Consider the following 17,837-nt stretch of genomic DNA (forward strand, 5'->3'; position numbering starts at 1 on the left):
TTCGCCGCGACAACCCACAAGGCGCTGTCAGCGAATCTGCGGGGCTGTTTCTAGTCGCTACTGGTTAAGACGGGCTTCCTTTTCCGGGTCCACCCACCACAGGCGAATAACACCGCGGTGATACTTCGGCTTTACCTCCGGCCAGCCGAACTTGTCCCAGACAGCCAGATTGTGCTCGCCCTTGTACCATTGGGGTATCCAGTAGTGGTTCGCGCGCAGCACCCGGTCCAGCGCGCGCGTAGCCGTCACCAGCTCTTGCCGCGTCGTGGCGTGGACCACCCGGTCGATCAGCGCATCCACCGCCGGATTGGCGATACCGGCAAGGTTGCGGCTGCCGGGCTGATCGGCTGTCTCCGAGCCCATGAAGGCCCGCAGCTCCACGCCGGGCGTCTCGCGCATGGAGAAGCGGCGGATGATGATGTCGAAATCGAAATCCTTGAGCCGCTCCTCAAATTGCGCCGCATCCACCTGGCGGATGCTGGCATCGATGCCGAGCAGGCCAAGATTCTTGATGAAGGGCTGCAGCACGCGCTCGAAGGTGGGGGTGTCGGACAGGAACTCGATGGTGAGCACCTCACCCGCCGCGTTGCGCGCCTTGCCGTCGGAGACCACCCAGCCAGCGTCAGCCAAGAGATCCCGGCCGCGCTTCAGCATCCGCCGGTCCTGACCTGAGCCATTGGAGACAGGCGGCACCCAGGCCTCGGTAAAGACCTCGTCAGGCACCTGGCCGCGAAAGGGCTCGAGCAGGGCCAGTTCGGCCTCGCTCGGCGGGCCCTCGGCCTTCATGTCGGAGTTTTCGAAATAGCTCTGCGTGCGCGTATAGAGACCATGGAAATGGAGCCGGTTGGTCCACTCGAAATCGAACGCATAGCCCAGCGCCTGCCGCACGCGGGGGTCGGCGAACTTGGCCTTCCGCGTGTTGATGAACCACCCCTGGGTGCCTGAAGGGCGGTTGTCCGGCGTCGTCAGCTTGATGACACGGCCATCGGTGACGGCGGGGAACTCGTACTTCGTGGCCCAGAAGCGGGAGGTGAATTCCTCCCGGAAGGTGTATTCGCCGGACTTGAAGGCCTCGAAGGCAGCCGTCCGGTCCCGGAAATATTCAAAGCGCACTGTGCCGAAGTTGAAGCGCCCCCGGTTCACCGGCAGGTCACGGCCCCAATAGTCAGGGTCCAGACGGTGGGTTATCGAGCGCCCCTGCTGTACGTCATCCACGCGATAGGGGCCTGAGCCAAGCGGCGGCTCGAGCGACGAGGCTGAAAAGTCGTGGTCGGAATAATAGGCCTTGGACAGGATCGGCAGCTCGGCAACCGTGAAGGGCAGGTCGCGCACGAGGTCGCCCTGGAATCGGTAGACCACGGTGCGGTCGCCCGCCGCCTCGGCGGATACCACGTCACGGATAGCCGTGGTGAGCAGCGGATGTCCCTTCTCCTTCAGGAGATCGAAGGTGAACACCACATCGTCCACCATGACCGGGCTGCCGTCATGAAACCGCGCGCCGTCACGGAGGCGGAACGCAACAGACATGCGGTCCGGCGCGATGGCGGCCGCTTCCGCTGCAAGGCCATACATGGCGTCCGGCTCGTCCCACGCGCGGGTCATCAACGTATCGAAGGTGAGCCGCATGCCATGGGCGCCCGAGCCCTTGAGCACGAAGATGTTGAGGGTGTCGAAAGTGAGGAAACCCTGGTTGAGATACGCCTCGGAGGGAATCAGCCGCAGCTCACCGCCCTTCGGTGCGGCGGGGTCGGCGTAGTCGAAATGCGGGAACCCGGCGTCATATTTCAGGTCGCCGAAGATCGACATACCGTGGCGCCACTCTCCCCCATTGGGAGCCAGGCTTTCCGCCTGCGCAGGACCGGTGAACGCCAGGGCGATCGTGGCGGCAAGGGCCGCGAGCCGCGCCCTCACTGGCTGCTCCCGCTGCTAGCCGCGGACGCTGTGTCGTCATACCACCACACGGTGGGGAAGCCGCCCAGCGGGGCGTAGTCCGGCAAGGTGTCGGGCAGGCCGAAGCGGTTCCAGCGGGCCGAGCGCAGGGGGCTCCACCATTGCGGGATCACGTAGTGGTTCCACAGCAGCACCCGGTCAAGCGCGCGGGAGGCAGCCACCAGCGTCTCACGGTCTGGTGCGAAGATAATCTTCTCGATCAGCGCATCCACCGCCGGGTCCTTGATGCCGATCGTGTTGCGGGCGCCTTCTTTGTCGGCTCCTTCCGAGCCCCAGAAATCCCGCTGCTCGTTGCCCGGCGACAGGGACTGGCTGAAACTGTCGACGATGATGTCAAAGTCGAAGGTCTCCTCGCGCGCCTGGTATTGCGACGTATCCACCGTCCGAACGGATGCCTCGATCCCCAGCCGCTCCAGGCTCTGCTTGAAGGGCAGAACCACCCGCTCGAAAGAGGGCGACTGCAGCAGGAACTCGACGGTCATTGCTTCGCCGCTGGTGCCGTTGACCAGCTTGCCGTCCGTCACAACCCAGCCGGCTTCCCTCAGCAGCCCGGCTGCCTTGCGTAGATTGGCGCGGACGGCGCGGGTGTCCGGGTTGGTGGGGTTCTCGAAATCCTGGGTGAATACTTCCTCGGGCACCTGACCGCGCAGGGGTTCGAGCAACTCGAGCTCCTTCGGACTTGGCAGGCCCGTGGCCTCGAGTTCGGAGCCTTCGAAGAAGGAATCCGTGCGCGTGTACTGATCAAAGAAGATGTTCTTGTTCATCCACTCGAAATCGAAGGCCAGATTGAAGGCCTGGCGCACGCGGCTGTCGGCGAATTTCTCGCGGCGAGTGTTGAACACGAAAGCCTGCATGGGCGACGGTACCTTGCTGGTGAAGGTCTGCAGCACCACGCGGCCATCCTTCACCGCCGGGAAGTCATACTCCGTGGCCCATGACTTGGCACTGTTCTCCACCCGCACGTCGTATCGGTCTCCCTTGAAGGCTTCCAGCATGGCGGTGTTGTCGAGGAAGAACTCGTAGACCATGAGGTCGAAATTGTTCTTGCCGCGATTGACCGGCAGGTCGCGGCCCCAATAATCCGCCACCCGCTCGAACACGACCTTGCGGCCCGGGGTCACATCCGTGATGCGGTAGGGGCCGGAGCCAAGCGGCGGCTCAAGCGTTGTCTGGGTGATGTCGCGCCCGTCAGACCCGTCCCAGTAATGGGCGGGCAGCACGGGGAGTTGGCCCATGATCAGAGGCAGTTCCCGGTTGCCGGTCTGGTCGAAGGTGAAACGCACCTTGTGGTCCGACAGCGCTTCCGCCTTGGTGACGTTGGCATAGTAGCCGGCATAATGCGGATGGTTGGTGGTGAGCGCCTCGAAAGAGAAAATCACGTCCGCTGCGGTCACCGGCTTTCCGTCATGCCAGCGCGCAATGTCGTGGAGTTCAAATTCGACCCAGCCGAAATCCTCCGGATAGGTCACAGACTTCGCCACCAGGCCGTATTCGGCGCTCGGCTCGTCCATCGAATCCGCCATCAGCGTGTCGTAGACGAGAGTGACCGGGCCAGGCTTCCCCTTCACGACGAAGGGGTTGAGGCTGTCAAAGGTGCCATAGAGCGCCTGGCGCAGGCGGCCTCCCTTCGGCGCATCGGGGTTCACATAGTCGAAATGGGTGAAGTCGGGGGCGTATTTGGGCTCACCGATCAACGACAGGCCGTTGGTCGTCACCGTCTCCTGCGCGTGGGCCTGGGGCACGGCGGCCAGCGGCAACGCCACGCCCAATGACGCAACCAAGGACAGGGCTGCCAGAGGTCGGCGCACATCCAATTGCCATGCGGCGGCACACGTGTCGGCAGGAATGCCGCGTGCCGTGCGATGCGTGCGTGAATGCCGTGATGTCAGCCGAAAGCGCATGTCTCCGTACCCGGATCGTTTCTGAATGTGCGAGCGTGCTTCGGGCAAGCATGGCGCAGCCCGATCCACAGTCGATACGCATATTGTGACGAAACTGCGCCACATATGCGAGAGGCGGACCCCGCAAGGGGCCCGCCTCTTCACGAATCAGTGTTGTGCAGTGTGCCAGATCAGTTGTTGCGGCCCGGCATGTCGTCGCCATCAGCGGTGCCTGCATCATCGGCAGCCGGTGCGTCAGCAGCAGCATCCGTGGCATCCGCCGGTGCGGCGGCCTCTTCAGCCGGGGCCTCACCGGCCGGGGCTGCAGCCACTTCGGGCTTCGGGTACGGCGTGCCGCGCAGGGAGGCGAGATAGACCATCACCGCAGCGCGGTCCTCGGCCTTGCCGAGACCGGCGAAGGACATGGCGGTGCCCGGAATGTAGTCAGACGGCTTCAGCAGGAAGGCGTTCATGTTATCCCAGGTCCACTCACCGCCCTTTGCAAGGAGGGCTGCGGAATAAGAGAAGCTGTCGCTGTGCCCCTTGGAAGCACCCATGGTGCCATAGAGGTTCGGGCCGACCTTGTTTTCGCCGCCCTGCTCGAAGGTATGGCAGGCCACGCAGCGGCGGGCCACCTTCTGGCCGCGCTCAATGGTGGCGAGCTGGATCAGCTCCTCGATGGACTGTTCGGCAGGGGCCTCGGCGGCCGCGCCTTCACCCTCGACTTCCACACCCTCGACCACATAGGCCTGCTGTTCAGGCTCCGCTGCGTGATAGAGGGTCGGGGCCAGGAACATGCCGATGCCGAGCAGCACCAGGAGCGATGCCAGAACGGCGCCTGCGATCTTGTTGAATTCAAAGCTGTCCATAATGCTGAAGTCCGGAGTTATCTTTAGCGTTTGTCAGATCAAAGCGCGGAGTGGCACTTCGGGGAGGATACTGGGTCTTTGGCGCACGCCGTGAAGGGGCGCCATGTCGCACGGGCCGCGCCGCAGGCCCTTGGTGGGCGGCCCGGCGCGATTGGCGCGCAGACTACCCGCTTCCGGTTTTGCCGGGCAAGACGTATAAGCGGCTGAATTTTGCCCGTTTTTGCGGGCTTTGAGGGCAATCGGGGCGGCGATGGCGCGGCGAAGCGTCGCATCGCCTGCTCTCCGCGCCCGCGAATCACCCCGCCAGGGCCCTTTCCTCCGGTTTGCGCGCCCCTGCCTGATGGGATTTATAGTCTGCCGATGACCGCTGTTTCCGCCACATTCTCCCGCACCGACGCGCCTGCTGATCTGAAGCCCCTCCTGGTCATTCCAGCCCGCATGGCCGCCACGCGCCTGCCCGGCAAGCCGCTGCTGGATATCGCCGGCAAGCCGATGATCGTACGGGTCTGGGAGATTGCGCGGGACTGGGCGGCAAGCGTCCCCGGCGCCCGGGTGCTTGTCGCCGCCGGTGATAGGGAGATCGTCGACGCGGTAACCGCTGCCAGCGGGGACGCCGTGCTGACGGACCCGGACCTGCCTTCCGGTACGGATCGGTGCTGGGCTGCAGCGCGCACAGCGGACCCCGAGGGCAATCACCAGGTCATCGTAAACCTGCAGGGCGACCAGCCGGTGTTTGATGCGGACATCCTGTCGGCTGTGCTTGCGCCCTTGTCCGAGCCTGCCGTCGACATCGCGACGCTGGCCTCGGTCATCATCGACGCGCAGGAGCGCGATAACCCGAACGTCGTGAAACTGGTGCCGAGCTTTGCCGCGCCGGACGCACAGATCGGCCGGGCGCTCTACTTCACCCGCGCCACCGCGCCGACGGGCGACGGGCCGCTTTATCACCATGTGGGCATCTACGCGTTCCGCCGTAACGCGCTTGAACGCTTCGTCTCGCTGCCGCCATCGGCGCTGGAGATACGCGAGAAGCTGGAACAGCTGCGGGCGCTGGAGGACGGCATGCGTATGGATGCAGCCATCGTGCCACAGGGCACGCGGATCGGCGTGGACAGCCCCGAAGACCTCGAGCGCGCCCGCGCCTATTTTGCCCACCAATCGGCATGATCGCGGACCAGCACCTACTTCCAGAAACGAGCCAAAAATGAGCGCAGACAACATCATCGTCTATCAGGGCGAACCCGGCGCCAACTCCCAGATCGCCTGCCAGCAGGTGTTTCCGGGCATGGAACCCCGTGCCTGCGCCACCTTCGAAGAGGCATTTGCCGCCATCAGTGAGGGCGATGCCCGGCTGGGCATGATCCCGATCGAGAATTCGCTGGCCGGCCGCGTGGCGGATATCCATCACCTGCTGCCCGAATCAGGCCTTTACATCATCGGGGAGCATTTCCTGCGCATCCGCTTCGCGCTCATGGCTCCCAAGGGCGCCAAGCTTGACGGCATCAAAGTCGCCCAAAGCCACATCATGGCGCTGGGCCAGTGCCGCAAGACGCTGCACGGGCTCGGCATCAAGGCTGAAGCGGCGGCGGACACAGCGGGTTCTGCTCGCCAGGTGGCCGAGCGGGGCGACCTCACGCGGGCTGCCCTGGCGGCGCCGGAAGCTGCCGAGATCTATGGCCTGGATATTCTCAAGACAGAGATGGAGGATGCGAGCCACAACACCACCCGCTTCCTCATCATGGCCAACGAGCCAGACGACGCGACCCCGGAAGAAGAGCCAGTAATCACAAGTTTCGTCTTCCGTGTGCGGAACGTTCCGGCCGCGCTCTACAAGGCCATGGGCGGCTTTGCCACCAATGGCGTCAACATGACCAAGCTCGAGAGCTACCAGGTGGCGGGCTCGTTCAATGCCACGCAGTTCTATGCCGACATCGAAGGCCACCCGGACCGGCGCAATGTGCGGCTGGCGCTGGAGGAACTGCAGTTCTTCTGCAGTGAACTCAAGATCCTCGGCATCTACCCGGCCAGCCCGTATCGGGCCAAGATCGAAAAGGAACTGGCCGCGCCAACTGCGGATTGAGGCGTCAGCCCTGATCCACCCAGTGGCGGATGAGCTGGTGGGCGATGGCGAAGGCGGGCGGGACCCAGAAGCCTTTGTTTTCGCCGGCCAGCACGGCGCGCAACTCATCGCGAGAGAACCAGCGCGCCTCTTCCAGCTCGATGCCGTCCACGGTCACTTCTTCGGTTTCCGCTTCCGCATGGCACCCGATCATCAACTGCGACGGATAGGGCCAGGGCTGGGTCGAGTGGTAGCGCACATTGCGCACCTGGATGCCCGCCTCTTCCATCATCTCGCGGGCCACGGCTTCCTCGATCGATTCGCCCGGCTCGATGAAGCCTGCCAGCGACGAGAACATGCCGCGCGGGAACATGGGCTGGCGGCCCAGCAATGCCTTGTCACCGCGCGTCGCCAGCATGATCACCACGGGGTCCGTGCGGGGGAAGTGCTCCGCCTTGCAGTCGGGGCAGACGCGCTTGTAGCCAGCCTCCATCATGTCGGTCGGATAGCCGCAATTGGCGCAGAAGCCGTGGCGAAGGTGCCAGTCGATCATGCTCTTGCCCTGGGCCATGATGGCAAGCTCGCCCGGCGTGATCTCACCTTTCATGGCCAGGCCGCGCAGGTCCTCGAACTCACCCATGCCCTTGAAGGCGGTCTGTTCCGGGTTCTCACCGGCTGAAAGATCAGTGGCAAACAGCGCCCGGCCGCGCTTGTTGATACCCAGCAGCACTGTCACCGAGTTCGACGTCATCAGCGGCTTCACCATCTGCGGCGGCAGCCAGCCGATATCCTTGCCGTCGCCCGGTGCCACTTCCGGCAGCACGAAGGGCTGCAGATTGTAGAACGGCACATAGCGGCTTTCGGGATCGTCCATCTTCTCCTTCAGCCACGCTTCGTCCGTGCGTTTGTCGCTGACACGGTCCAGCGGGTTGTTGGCGAAGATGTTGGGATTGGGTTCAAGCGCCATGGGGCGGCCTTCCTGTCGTGCGTCTTTGAGCTTTTTCGGGCGGAAACCTGCCATGGCGGGCGCTTGCGGGCAAACACCCATCTCCGGTGCAGGGATACTGCCAGAATCTTCGATGGCCCGGGTTGCCATGCCGCCCCCGGCGTCTGATATAGTGCCTTCGGGAGGTTGGCGGCGGACAAGTCCCTCGCCAACCCGGTCAGGTCCGGAAGGAAGCAGCCGTAACGAGTTCGGCTTGGGTCGTCTGTCCAGCCTCCCACTTCATCACCCAGCATCAGGGTTGCCCCGTTTCAAGGATCATCTCTCGCTCTCATGACGCCGCCATCCGACACAGCGCATGAGGCAGATGAGCCCAATCTCGGCATGACGTCGGACGATGCGGGGTTTGATCTCATGGGCGGCTCGGCAGACGCCCCCGCCCAACCTGCCGAATATCAGGTTCTTGCCCGCAAGTACCGGCCACAGACCTTCGATGACCTCGTCGGTCAGGAGGCGATGGTGCGCACCCTGCGCAATGCGTTCGCCACCGGCCGCATCGCGCATGCTTTCATCCTCACCGGCGTGCGCGGCATCGGTAAGACGACCACCGCCCGCATTCTGGCCCGCGCCCTCAACTATGAAGCCGAGGGCGTTGAAGGGCCGACCATCGACATGCCGGGGCCGGGCGTGCACTGCCCGTCGATCATGGAATCCCGGCACCAGGACGTGCTGGAGATGGATGCGGCCTCTCGCACCGGCATCGACGATATTCGCGAGATCATCGAAAGCGTGCGCTATGCGCCGACGTCCGCACGCTACAAGGTCTACATCATTGACGAAGTGCACATGCTGTCGAAGGCCGCATTCAACGGCCTTCTGAAGACGCTGGAGGAACCGCCGGCGCATGTGAAGTTCATCTTCGCCACCACCGAAATCCGCAAAGTGCCGGTCACGGTGCTGTCGCGCTGCCAGCGCTTCGATCTGCGGCGGCTGGATGCAGACGCGATGAGCCAGCATCTGTCCAACATCGCCGGCAAGGAAGGCGTCTCGATTGACGACGGCGCTTTGGCACTGATCGGCCGGGCCGCCGAAGGCTCCGTGCGTGACGGCCTGTCGCTGCTCGACCAGGCGATTGCACACACTGGTGACGGGACCGCAAACGGCGAAGCGGTGTCCGCCGACAGCGTGCGCGCCATGCTGGGCCTCGCGGATCGCGGACGCGTCTTCGACCTTTATGAGCATGTGATGAAGGGCGACGTGGCCGCGGCCCTCTCCGAACTCACAGCGCAGTATCAGGACGGCGCGGACCCGGCGGTCGTCATCTCTGACATGGCCGAGCTGACCCATTGGCTGACGCGCCTCAAGCTCGTTGAGAGCGCGGCCGATGACAAGACCGTCTCCGACATGGACCGCACGCGCGGCCTGGAGATGGTGGCCAAGCTGCCGGTGAAGACGCTGGCGCGCACCTGGCAGATGCTGCTCAAGGGGCTGGCCGAAGTCGAGCGCGCGCCGTGGCCGCTGGCCGCCGCCGAGATGGTGCTCGTGCGGCTTGCCTATGCGGCAGATCTTCCGTCGCCGGATGAAGTGATCAAGAAGCTGCAGGCTATGCCCGCACCATCCGGCGCTCCTCGGGGTGGCGGCGGCCCAGGTGGCGGCGGGAGTGCCGCTGCGATGCAAGGGACCGCCGGGGGCATGCCCCAGAGCCCTGTGCGCATGGCGCCCGCCGCGCCCAGCTCCGGGCCCAGCATGAGTGCTGGTTCTTCCACAAGTGGAGCTGCAGGCGGCGGCCCTCAGGCCGCGCAGCAGACGGCCCCATCGGCACGGCTTCAGTTGCAGCGCTTCGAAGACGTTGTGGCGATGGCCGAACAGAAGCGCGATGTGATGCTGCAGCACGCGCTTGAAAACGACGTCCAGCTCGTCAATTTCGCCCCCGGCCGCATCGAGCTTGCGGTGGTCAAGGGCAATGGCGACATCATCCAGGAATTGTCGCGCAAGCTGTCTGCCTGGACCAATGAGCGCTGGTTCATATCCCAGGCCCGCAAGGATGTGACGCCCGCCCAGCCGACCATCGGCGATACCAAGCGCGCGGCCCGCGAAGCGGAGCTTGCCGCAATCCGCCAGGAACCGCTGGTGAAGGCGGCGCTCGAGGCCTTTCCCGGTGCGGAAATTCTGGAGATCCGGGATCTCGGCGCGGATGCCGCCGCAGGCGCTGCTGCCGCCCCCGCCCCGCCGGATGATACGGGCGAAGAAGACGGGGACGACTATGGGGGTGGGGACCTCCCGACGACAGAGGATTTCATCTGATGAAGAATCTCACCGGCCTGATGAAACAGGCGAAGGAAATTCAGGCCCGCATGGGCGAGATGCAGGAGCGCGTGGACGCGCTTGAAGTGGATGGCACGTCCGGCGGCGGCATGGTCACTGTGCGTCTCAAGGGCAAGGGTGAACTTGTGGGCGTCAAGATCGACCCCAGCATGATGGCCGCCGACGAGGTGGAGATCCTCGAGGATCTCATCGTGGCAGCGCATACGGATGCCCGCACCAAGCTGGAGGCGAAGCTGCAGGAAGAGATGCAGTCGATCACCGGCGGGCTGCCCCTGCCGCCGGGCTTTTCACTCTAGGCCGCTGCCATCATGGCCGGGCATTCCGCAGGAACCGAGATAGAGCGGCTGATCCAGCTGTTGTCGCGCCTGCCGGGGCTTGGCCCCCGCTCAGCCCGGCGCGCGGCTTTGCAGTTGCTCGGCAAGAAAGAGACGCTGATGCGGCCGCTCGCGGACGCACTGCAGGACGCCGCTGACCATGTGCTGACCTGCACCACCTGCGGCAATCTCGATACGACGGATCCCTGTTCTATCTGCGCCGATGGGCGCCGCGACAAGGGCGTGATCTGTGTGGTGGAGCAGGTGGCCGATCTCTGGGCGCTTGAGCGCGCCGGGGCCAATTCCGGCCAGTATCATGTGCTGGGCGGTACACTGTCGGCGCTGGACGGGGTGGGGCCGGACGATCTCAACATTTCGGGCCTTGTCACCCGCGTCTCCGGTAGCGATGTGCGCGAAGTCGTTCTGGCGCTGAACGCCACGGTCGATGGGCAGGCAACGGCCCATTACATTACCGACCAACTCGAAGGATCCGGCGCCAATGTGAGCCAGGTGGCACATGGCGTGCCCGTCGGCGGTGAGCTTGATTATCTCGACGACGGCACACTGGCCGCGGCCATGAAGGCCCGCCGTCCCTTCTGACTTCTCCCGTGAAAGGCGCATGCATGGCGCAGCAGTTCGACAGACTGGACGAAAGGCTGCGCGGCATGATCGCCCAGCAGCATATTTTCTTCACGGCCACAACGGTCGCGGGCGCGCGCATCAATATCTCGCCGCGAAGCACAGAGTGGTTCCGCGTCGCGGATGACAAAACGGTGCTCTATCTGGATCAAACCGGCAGCGGCAACGAGACAGCCGCACATCTGCCGAAGGACGGACGGATGACCATCATGCTCTGCTCCTTTGCCGAAACTCCGATGATCCTGCGACTGTTCGGCAAGGGCGACGTGACCCCCTATTCGCACCCCAGTTACGCAGCCTTGAGGGATACCTATTTCGATGGCACGGAACCTCCTGGCGCGCGTCAGATCGTCCGCCTACAGATTGATCTTGTCCAGACGTCCTGCGGTTACGGCGTTCCCTTTTTTACCTTTGAGGGGGAGAGGGACACACTCGACAAGTGGGCAGAGGCGCGCACGCCGGAAGACTTGAAAGCATATCGGCGCCAGAAAAATGCCCGGAGCCTGGACGGGATCGAAACATGGGCGGCAAAGGATGCCTGAAAAACGGGCGGCAATCCCGAAGGATGCCGCCCGCTTGGCGTTTCAAGGCCGTGTGGCCGTCATCGGTTGTTCCAGTAGTCCCGCGTCTTGGCGAAGATCACGGGGCCGAGGATCAGCAGGCCGATCAGGTTGGGCAGGGCCATCATGGCGTTCAGCGTGTCGGCGATGAGCCAGATGAGGCCCAGATCGAAGGTAGCCCCCACCGGGATCGCCAGGATCCACACCACGCGATAGGGCCAGATGGCGCCTGCGCCGAAGATGTACTGGATCGACCGTTCGCCGTAATAGCTCCAGCCCAGCACCGTGGTGAAAGCGAAAACCGCCAGCGCCACGGTGACAATTTCAGCCCCCAGCGGCAGCGACGCGGCAAAGCCCGCGCTGGTGAGTGCCGCGCCGGTCTCGCCCGAGGTCCACAGGCCCGAGGTGATGATGACGAGGCCTGTCATGGTGCAGACGATGATGGTGTCGATGAAGGTGCCCAGCATGGCCACATGGCCCTGTGCCACCGGATCATCGGTCTTGGCTGCCGCATGCGCGATGGCCGCGGAGCCCAGGCCCGCCTCATTGGAGAAGACACCACGGGCCACACCGAAGCGGATGGCCGCTGCCACCGTTGCACCGGCAAAGCCGCCGGCAGCCGCCACCGGCTCGAAGGCATACTGGAAGATGAGGGAGAAGGCCGCCGGGATCTCGGCGGCGTTGATGACCAGGATGACGATCGCCGAGCCCACATAGGCAACGATCATCAAGGGCACCAGCGCACCTGCCACATCCGCGATACGCTTGATACCGCCGATCAGCACGAGGCCGACAACGGCCATCATGATGATGCCGGTGACCAGTGGGTCGATGGAGAAACTCGAATCAAGCGCCTGCGCCACCGAGTTGGCCTGCACACCATTACCGATGCCGAAGGCGGCCACGGCTGCGAACAGGGCAAACAAGAAGGCCAGCACCTTCCCCAGCGCCGGGAATCGCTGCCCCACGCCGTCACGCAGGTAATACATCGGCCCGCCCACATGCATGCCGCGGCTGTCCACTTCGCGGTAGGAGACGGCGGCGACCGCCTCGGCATATTTGGTGGCCATGCCGATGAGGGCGATCACCCACATGTAAAAAAGGGCGCCTGGACCGCCGAGGAAGATGGCTGTCGCGACGCCCGCGATGTTACCGGTGCCCACCGTTGCGGCGAGCGCTGTGGCCAGGGCCTTCTGGGGCTGAATATCCCCCTCCCCTAGCCGCTGCGGTGTCAGCAGCAGCGAAAAGGCATGAAACAGCTTGCGCAGCGGCATGAACAGAAGGCCCGCCATCAGGAAAACGCCCGTGGCGGCGATCAGGACGAGCATAGGCACGCCCCAGACGATCGAATTCACGTCGCTGACAATGGATTCAAATAATTCCATGGTTGATTTAGTCCCCCGCTAGAAGATCGCGCTGCCCGGCGGGCGGCGCCAGTGACCCGTTCTCTTCTTCCTCGCCGATATCCAGTTCGGCGATGCGCTCCCCACGCTTGGTTATCTTATCAGTAGAAATTCCGATCTGGCGAATATCCTCCTGGGCCTGGCCGAAATGCTTGCCCAGATTGCTGACGCGGGTGTCCAGCCGGCTGACATCATTCATCAGCTTGTCCACTTCTGCCTGAATGAGATGTGCCTGCTCACGCATCTGCGCATCCTTCAGCACCGCGCGCACCGTGTTGAGGGTCGCCATCAGCGTGGTCGGCGACACGATCCAGACATGCGCCTTGAAGCTGGCCTCCACGGTGGCGGGGAAGTTTGCATGCAGTTCCGCGTAAACGGCCTCGGACGGCAGGAACATCAGCGCGGAATCTGCCGTCTCACCGGGAATGATGTATTTGGCCGCGATGTCCTCCACATGCTTGCGCATGGCATCGCGAAAAAGACGCATCGCCTTTGTCTTCTCATCGTCTGTCTTGGCATCGATAAGGGCGCGGTAGCTTTCCAACGGGAACTTTGAATCCACCGCGATGGCGCCGGGCGGGTTGGGCAGTTTCAGCAGGCAGTCCACCCGAGACCCGTTGCCCAGCGTCGTCTGGAAGGAGTAGGCCGAGGGCGGCAAGGCGGATGTCACGAGGTCATTGAGCTGGATCTCGCCAAACGCACCGCGCGCCTGCTTGTTGGCGAGAATGTCCTGCAGGCCCACCATCTGGCCTGAGAGTTCGCCGATCTTTTTCTGCGCTTCGTCGATCAGCGCCAAACGCGTATGCAGGCTGGAAAGGGTTTCGCTGGTCTTCTTGGTGTTGTCTTCCAGACTGTCACCCAGACGCTTGGAGACAGAGTCCAGGCGCTCATTCAGCGTGCGCGAGAGTTCCGCTTCGCGCTTGGCCTGGGCATCGGCCATGGCGGCCAGGCGGCCGGACAGTTGCAACTGGGCATCCATCAGGCTGGTGAGCGCCTTCTGCTGCGCTTCGGCCGCCTGTGAGGCTGCCGCCGCCGCGGCACCATCATCAGCAGGGCGCCGCAGCACCAGCGCCACGATACCCGCGCCCAGCAGGGCGGCGATGAGGGCAGATGCGATGACGACCCAAGCTTCCATCCCGGCGTATATCCTTACAAAACAAGGGAGAATCGCTCCCACGGGGGCCAAGTATAGCCCCACCTCCTCAGTTGACGCGCCCCGCCCGCTCGCTTATCTGACGCCCCATGGCAATACGCGAAATACTCACAGCCCCGGACCCGCGCCTCAAGCAGGTCTCCGACCCCATCGAGAAGGTGGATGACGAGATCCGCGCGCTGATGGACGACATGCTCGAGACCATGTATGCGGCGCCCGGCATCGGGCTTGCCGCCATCCAGATCGGCGTGCCCAAGCGGGTGATCGTGATTGATCTCGCCCATGAGGGCGAGGAGCCCCGGCCGATGTATTTCGCCAATCCGGAAATCATCGAGAAGGCCGACGACACAGCTCCCTATGAAGAGGGCTGCCTGTCGGTGCCTGACCTTTATGAAGAGGTGGAGCGGCCCGCTACCTGCCGGGTGCGGTTTCTCGACTACCAGAACGAGCTGCGCGAGATGGACTGCGAGGGGCTTCTGGCCACCTGCATCCAGCACGAGATGGACCATCTCGAAGGCGTGCTGTTCATCGACCATCTGTCGCGCCTCAAGCGGCAGATGATGCTCAAGAAGCTTCAGAAGGCGAAGAAGCTCGCCCAGCCGGCGTAAGCCTGGCCTGTCTTTGGGGGATCATGCCGATGACCCTGCGCCTTGCCTTCATGGGCACGCCGGACTTTTCCGTTCCCGCCCTAGCCGAGCTCATTGCCGCCGGTCATGACGTGGTGGCCGTCTATTCGCAGCCGCCGCGCAAGGCGGGCCGCGGTATGGCCGAAACGCCGTCGCCGGTACACGCGTTTGCCGAGGCGCAGGGCATCGAGGTACGCACGCCGGAAAAGCTGCGGGATGCCGCCGCGCAAGAGGCTTTCCGGGCGCTTGATCTGGATGCAGCAATCGTTGCCGCTTATGGGTTGATCCTGCCCCAGCCCATCCTTGATGCACCCCGCCTCGGCTGCCTTAACATCCATGCGTCCCTGCTGCCGCGCTGGCGCGGGGCGGCCCCCATCCAGCGCGCCATCATGGCAGGGGATAGCGAGACAGGCGTTGCCATCATGCAGATGGAGAAGGGCCTCGATACGGGCCCCGTGCTGCTGATGGAGCGCACGCCCATCGGCACACAGGAAACCGCCGGTGAACTGCATGACCGCCTGTCTACGATCGGTGCCGGGCTGATGGTGCGGGCGCTGGCAGCGCTTGAGCGCGACAGCCTGGAAGTAACACCGCAGCCCGAAGACGGGGTTACCTATGCGGACAAGATCGACAAGGCCGAAGCCCACATAGACTGGACACGTCCGGCCCATGAGCTCGACTGCCACATCCGCGGCCTCTCCCCCTTCCCCGGTGCGTGGTGTGAGGTGGGGAAAGACGGCAAGCGCCAGCGGGTGAAGGTGTTGCGGGCGGTGCCCGTTGACGGGTCCGGCACTCCTGGTGCGGCGCTGGATGATGCCCTGACCATCGCCTGCGGTGACGGGGCGCTGCGTCTTACGCAGGTCCAGCGCGCCGGCAAGGGTGTTCAGCAGGCGGAGGAGTTCCTGCGCGGCTTTCCGGTCGCAGCAGGCACTGTCCTCACGTGACCACGCGCTACAAGCTTACTATCGAGTATTTCGGCGCCCCTTTTGTCGGCTGGCAGGAGCAGGCAAACGGGCGCGGCGTGCAGCAGGTCATCGCCGAGGCCATCCATGCCTTTTGCGGCGAGAGGGTGCAGGTGTTCGGCGCGGGCCGGACGGATGCAGGCGTGCACGCAACCGGCCAGGTGGCGCATGTGGACATCGCGCGCGACACCGATGCCAACACGGTGCGCGAGGCGGTAAACCACCATCTGAAGCCAGATCCCATTGCCATCATGGCGGCGGAAGATGTATCCGCTGATTTCGACGCGCGGTTCTCGGCCACCAAACGGCATTATCTCTACCGGATCATCAACCGGCGCGCGCCGCTGACCGTTGAGCGCGGTCGGGCCTGGCAGGTCGCCGTACCGTTGGATGCTACAGCCATGCACGACGCAGCACAGGTGCTGGTGGGCCGCCATGACTTCACGACTTTCCGTGCAGCCCAGTGCCAGGCGGCGTCACCGGTGAAGACGCTAGATGCGCTGGACGTGGCACGTGACGGCGACCTCATTACCATCCGGGCGCGGGCGCGCTCCTTCCTGCACAACCAGATCCGCTCCTTCGCCGGCACGCTCAAAGCTGTGGGTGAGGGACGGATGACCGCACAGGACGTGAAGGACGCGCTGGAAGCATGTGACCGGGCCCTATGCGGGGCGGTGGCGCCACCGGACGGGCTTTATCTCACACGCGTGGATTACAAGGGGCCGGCTGGCAATGATGCCTAGAGGTCAATGATCTCGATCTCGCCCTCATTGATCGGCTGGCCGAAGAAAATCTGCCCGACGCGGGCAAAACGCTCCGGTCCGTCGGTGGCGAGAAACCGGACTGTGCCGTCCCTGCCTTCGGGGGCCGCTTGGTCACCGAGAACCCTGGCAACGGCCTGGGCCGTGGTCGTGGCTGAGTCCACCAGCGTCACACCGTCCGGAAGTTCGGCGCGAATGGCGTCGGCCAGCACCGGGAAGTGCGTGCAGCCGAGCACCAGCGTGTCCGGGTGGTTTGTGCCCGCAAAGAGTGGAGCCAGATAGGCGCGGGCCGCCTCCCGGGTGGGGGCTGTATCGGTCCAGCCTTCTTCGGCGAGGGCAACGAAGACGGTTGCCGGGGTTTGCACCACCGCAGCGTCAGGTGCCCTGGCCTGAATGGCGCGGGGATAGGCCCCGCCGCGCACGGTGCCTTCTGTCGCAATGACAGCGATATGCCTGCCGCTGCTGGCCGCAATGGCCGCCTCAGCCCCCGGCTCCACCACCCCGATGACGGGAACGGGAGCAAACTTCTCAGCAAGCACGGGCGTGCCGACGGCGCTTGCGGTGTTGCAGGCAATCACCAGGAGCTTGATGTCGCGGGCGATCAGCGCGTTGGCGGCCTGGGTGGCATAGCGGACCACCGTCTCAGCGCTCTTGGTGCCATAGGGCAGCCGCGCGGTGTCACCCAGATAGATCAGGTCTTCGCCGGGGAGCAGATCATGGATCGCGCGCAGCACGGTGATGCCGCCGACGCCGCTGTCGAACACGCCGATGGGTCGCGGATCACTCATCCCGCCGGTTGCCCGACAATGAGAGCGGCCACGCCGAGGCTGATGAACAGGCCAAGCAGGATATCCAGCACCACGAAGCCCGCCGCCGTCAGGCCCGGTGCGCCCAGCACATCGGTCGCCAGCGTCCAGCGAAACCAGAGCACGGCAAGCAGGATCATGAAGTTGATGGCAAGCACGATGCCCGGTGGGAAGACGCCGAGCGCAAACAGCAGATAGGGCGGCAGCACGGCAAGCACTATGGCGAGTGACGTCCAGTTGTAGACAATGACATATCCGGCGAAGCGCTTGGCGAGCCCGAATTGCGGTGCCAGCGCAAACATGGCCAGCGGATAAGCCCCCCACGCAATGACGCTGGCGATGAGTTCGGTCACCATCATCACCGTCGCACTCGGGATCTCGGCGACGGGCGCTTCGGACATGGACAGGGCCAGACGGCGCTCGGCCAGCACCAAAATCATCTGGAGCGGCGCAATATAGAGGAATGCGCCGAAAGAGCGCCAGAAACTGTCCGCCGACAGATCAAAGAAACGGTCGGCATTCGGGTCCCGCCGCACAATGGCGATGGCACCCTCGACCGCGCTCTGTGCCTCGGCCCATCTCGGCAT

At 64.2% G+C, this 17,837-nt stretch carries 17 protein-coding genes and 1 other RNA gene; 10 read left to right on the top strand and 8 right to left on the bottom strand.

Annotated elements, in window-relative coordinates; all coding sequences use genetic code 11:
* Positions 1 to 57 precede the first annotated feature (57 nt).
* The 3 genes from HG718_RS12530 to HG718_RS12540 all read right to left on the bottom strand — a co-directional run bounded on the left by HG718_RS12530 (position 58) and on the right by HG718_RS12540 (position 4,699).
* Positions 58 to 1,911: an extracellular solute-binding protein gene (locus HG718_RS12530; RefSeq protein WP_244624798.1), complete on the bottom strand. Its 1,854-nt coding sequence runs from the start codon at positions 1,909 to 1,911 to the stop codon at positions 58 to 60.
* The gene (locus HG718_RS12535; protein ID WP_244624799.1) at positions 1,908 to 3,758 is read right to left on the bottom strand and encodes an extracellular solute-binding protein; all 1,851 of its coding nucleotides are present in this window, start codon (positions 3,756 to 3,758) and stop codon (positions 1,908 to 1,910) included. Before HG718_RS12535 ends, HG718_RS12530 begins: the two co-directional genes overlap by 4 nt.
* Before the next feature lie 263 nt (positions 3,759 to 4,021).
* A complete protein-coding gene (locus HG718_RS12540) occupies positions 4,022 to 4,699 on the bottom strand; it encodes a c-type cytochrome (RefSeq protein ID WP_188658426.1) in 678 nt (225 codons plus the stop codon).
* Positions 4,700 to 5,059: 360 nt separating this feature from the next.
* On the opposite strand from HG718_RS12540, the gene HG718_RS12545 reads away from it, so the two are divergent.
* Both HG718_RS12545 and HG718_RS12550 read left to right on the top strand, forming a co-directional pair.
* A complete protein-coding gene (locus tag HG718_RS12545) occupies positions 5,060 to 5,866 on the top strand; it encodes a 3-deoxy-manno-octulosonate cytidylyltransferase (protein WP_160586996.1) in 807 nt (268 codons plus the stop codon).
* 37 nt (positions 5,867 to 5,903) lie between these two features.
* Positions 5,904 to 6,779 carry a prephenate dehydratase gene (locus HG718_RS12550; RefSeq protein ID WP_160586997.1) on the top strand — a complete coding sequence of 292 codons (876 nt, stop codon included), beginning with the start codon at positions 5,904 to 5,906 and terminating at the stop codon, positions 6,777 to 6,779.
* Positions 6,780 to 6,783: 4 nt separating this feature from the next.
* Here the strand turns inward: HG718_RS12550 and nudC are convergent, their stop codons facing one another.
* Positions 6,784 to 7,779 carry an NAD(+) diphosphatase gene (gene nudC / locus HG718_RS12555; RefSeq protein ID WP_244617625.1) on the bottom strand — a complete coding sequence of 332 codons (996 nt, stop codon included), beginning with the start codon at positions 7,777 to 7,779 and terminating at the stop codon, positions 6,784 to 6,786.
* A 106-nt stretch (positions 7,780 to 7,885) separates the two neighbouring features.
* Here nudC and ffs point away from each other — a divergent pair.
* From ffs to HG718_RS12580, 5 genes are all read left to right on the top strand, one after another.
* Positions 7,886 to 7,982: signal recognition particle sRNA small type (gene ffs / locus HG718_RS12560), an RNA gene on the top strand.
* A gap of 52 nt (positions 7,983 to 8,034) precedes the next feature.
* The gene (locus HG718_RS12565; protein WP_160586998.1) at positions 8,035 to 10,005 is read left to right on the top strand and encodes a DNA polymerase III subunit gamma/tau; all 1,971 of its coding nucleotides are present in this window, start codon (positions 8,035 to 8,037) and stop codon (positions 10,003 to 10,005) included.
* A complete protein-coding gene (locus HG718_RS12570) occupies positions 10,005 to 10,322 on the top strand; it encodes a YbaB/EbfC family nucleoid-associated protein (RefSeq protein ID WP_160586999.1) in 318 nt (105 codons plus the stop codon). The genes HG718_RS12565 and HG718_RS12570 overlap by 1 nt, the downstream gene beginning before the upstream one ends.
* Before the next feature lie 12 nt (positions 10,323 to 10,334).
* Positions 10,335 to 10,940 (top strand): recombination mediator RecR, encoded by a 606-nt coding sequence (recR, locus tag HG718_RS12575; RefSeq protein ID WP_160587000.1) that lies wholly within the window; start codon positions 10,335 to 10,337, stop codon positions 10,938 to 10,940.
* Between the two features lie 23 nt (positions 10,941 to 10,963).
* Positions 10,964 to 11,521 (top strand): pyridoxamine 5'-phosphate oxidase family protein, encoded by a 558-nt coding sequence (locus HG718_RS12580; protein ID WP_160587001.1) that lies wholly within the window; start codon positions 10,964 to 10,966, stop codon positions 11,519 to 11,521.
* Positions 11,522 to 11,580: 59 nt separating this feature from the next.
* On the opposite strand, the gene HG718_RS12585 is transcribed toward HG718_RS12580, so the two are convergent.
* The gene (locus HG718_RS12585) at positions 11,581 to 12,924 is read right to left on the bottom strand and encodes an alanine/glycine:cation symporter family protein (protein ID WP_027838382.1); all 1,344 of its coding nucleotides are present in this window, start codon (positions 12,922 to 12,924) and stop codon (positions 11,581 to 11,583) included.
* A gap of 7 nt (positions 12,925 to 12,931) precedes the next feature.
* Positions 12,932 to 14,077: a DNA recombination protein RmuC gene (locus HG718_RS12590; RefSeq protein ID WP_160587002.1), complete on the bottom strand. Its 1,146-nt coding sequence runs from the start codon at positions 14,075 to 14,077 to the stop codon at positions 12,932 to 12,934.
* Positions 14,078 to 14,184: 107 nt separating this feature from the next.
* Between HG718_RS12590 and def the strand changes: the two genes are divergently transcribed.
* The 3 genes from def to truA are packed head-to-tail and all read left to right on the top strand — an operon-like array spanning position 14,185 to position 16,426.
* Complete coding sequence (def, locus tag HG718_RS12595) at positions 14,185 to 14,703, top strand: peptide deformylase (protein ID WP_160587003.1); 519 nt, start codon at positions 14,185 to 14,187, stop codon at positions 14,701 to 14,703.
* A 29-nt stretch (positions 14,704 to 14,732) separates the two neighbouring features.
* Positions 14,733 to 15,665 carry a methionyl-tRNA formyltransferase gene (gene fmt / locus HG718_RS12600; RefSeq protein WP_205345631.1) on the top strand — a complete coding sequence of 311 codons (933 nt, stop codon included), beginning with the start codon at positions 14,733 to 14,735 and terminating at the stop codon, positions 15,663 to 15,665.
* A complete protein-coding gene (gene truA / locus HG718_RS12605) occupies positions 15,662 to 16,426 on the top strand; it encodes a tRNA pseudouridine(38-40) synthase TruA (protein WP_160587004.1) in 765 nt (254 codons plus the stop codon). The genes fmt and truA overlap by 4 nt, the downstream gene beginning before the upstream one ends.
* On the opposite strand, the gene murI is transcribed toward truA, so the two are convergent.
* Positions 16,423 to 17,232, bottom strand: coding sequence for a glutamate racemase (gene murI / locus HG718_RS12610; protein ID WP_160587005.1), 810 nt, complete (start codon positions 17,230 to 17,232; stop codon positions 16,423 to 16,425). The genes truA and murI overlap by 4 nt on opposite strands.
* On the bottom strand, positions 17,229 to 17,837 hold the full coding sequence (locus tag HG718_RS12615) for a hypothetical protein (protein ID WP_160587006.1): 609 nt from the start codon (positions 17,835 to 17,837) through the stop codon (positions 17,229 to 17,231). The genes murI and HG718_RS12615 overlap by 4 nt, the downstream gene beginning before the upstream one ends.

The sequence above is a fragment of the Pyruvatibacter mobilis genome (assembly GCF_012848855.1).
In the GTDB taxonomy this organism is placed as follows: Bacteria; Pseudomonadota; Alphaproteobacteria; order CGMCC-115125; family CGMCC-115125; genus Pyruvatibacter; species Pyruvatibacter mobilis.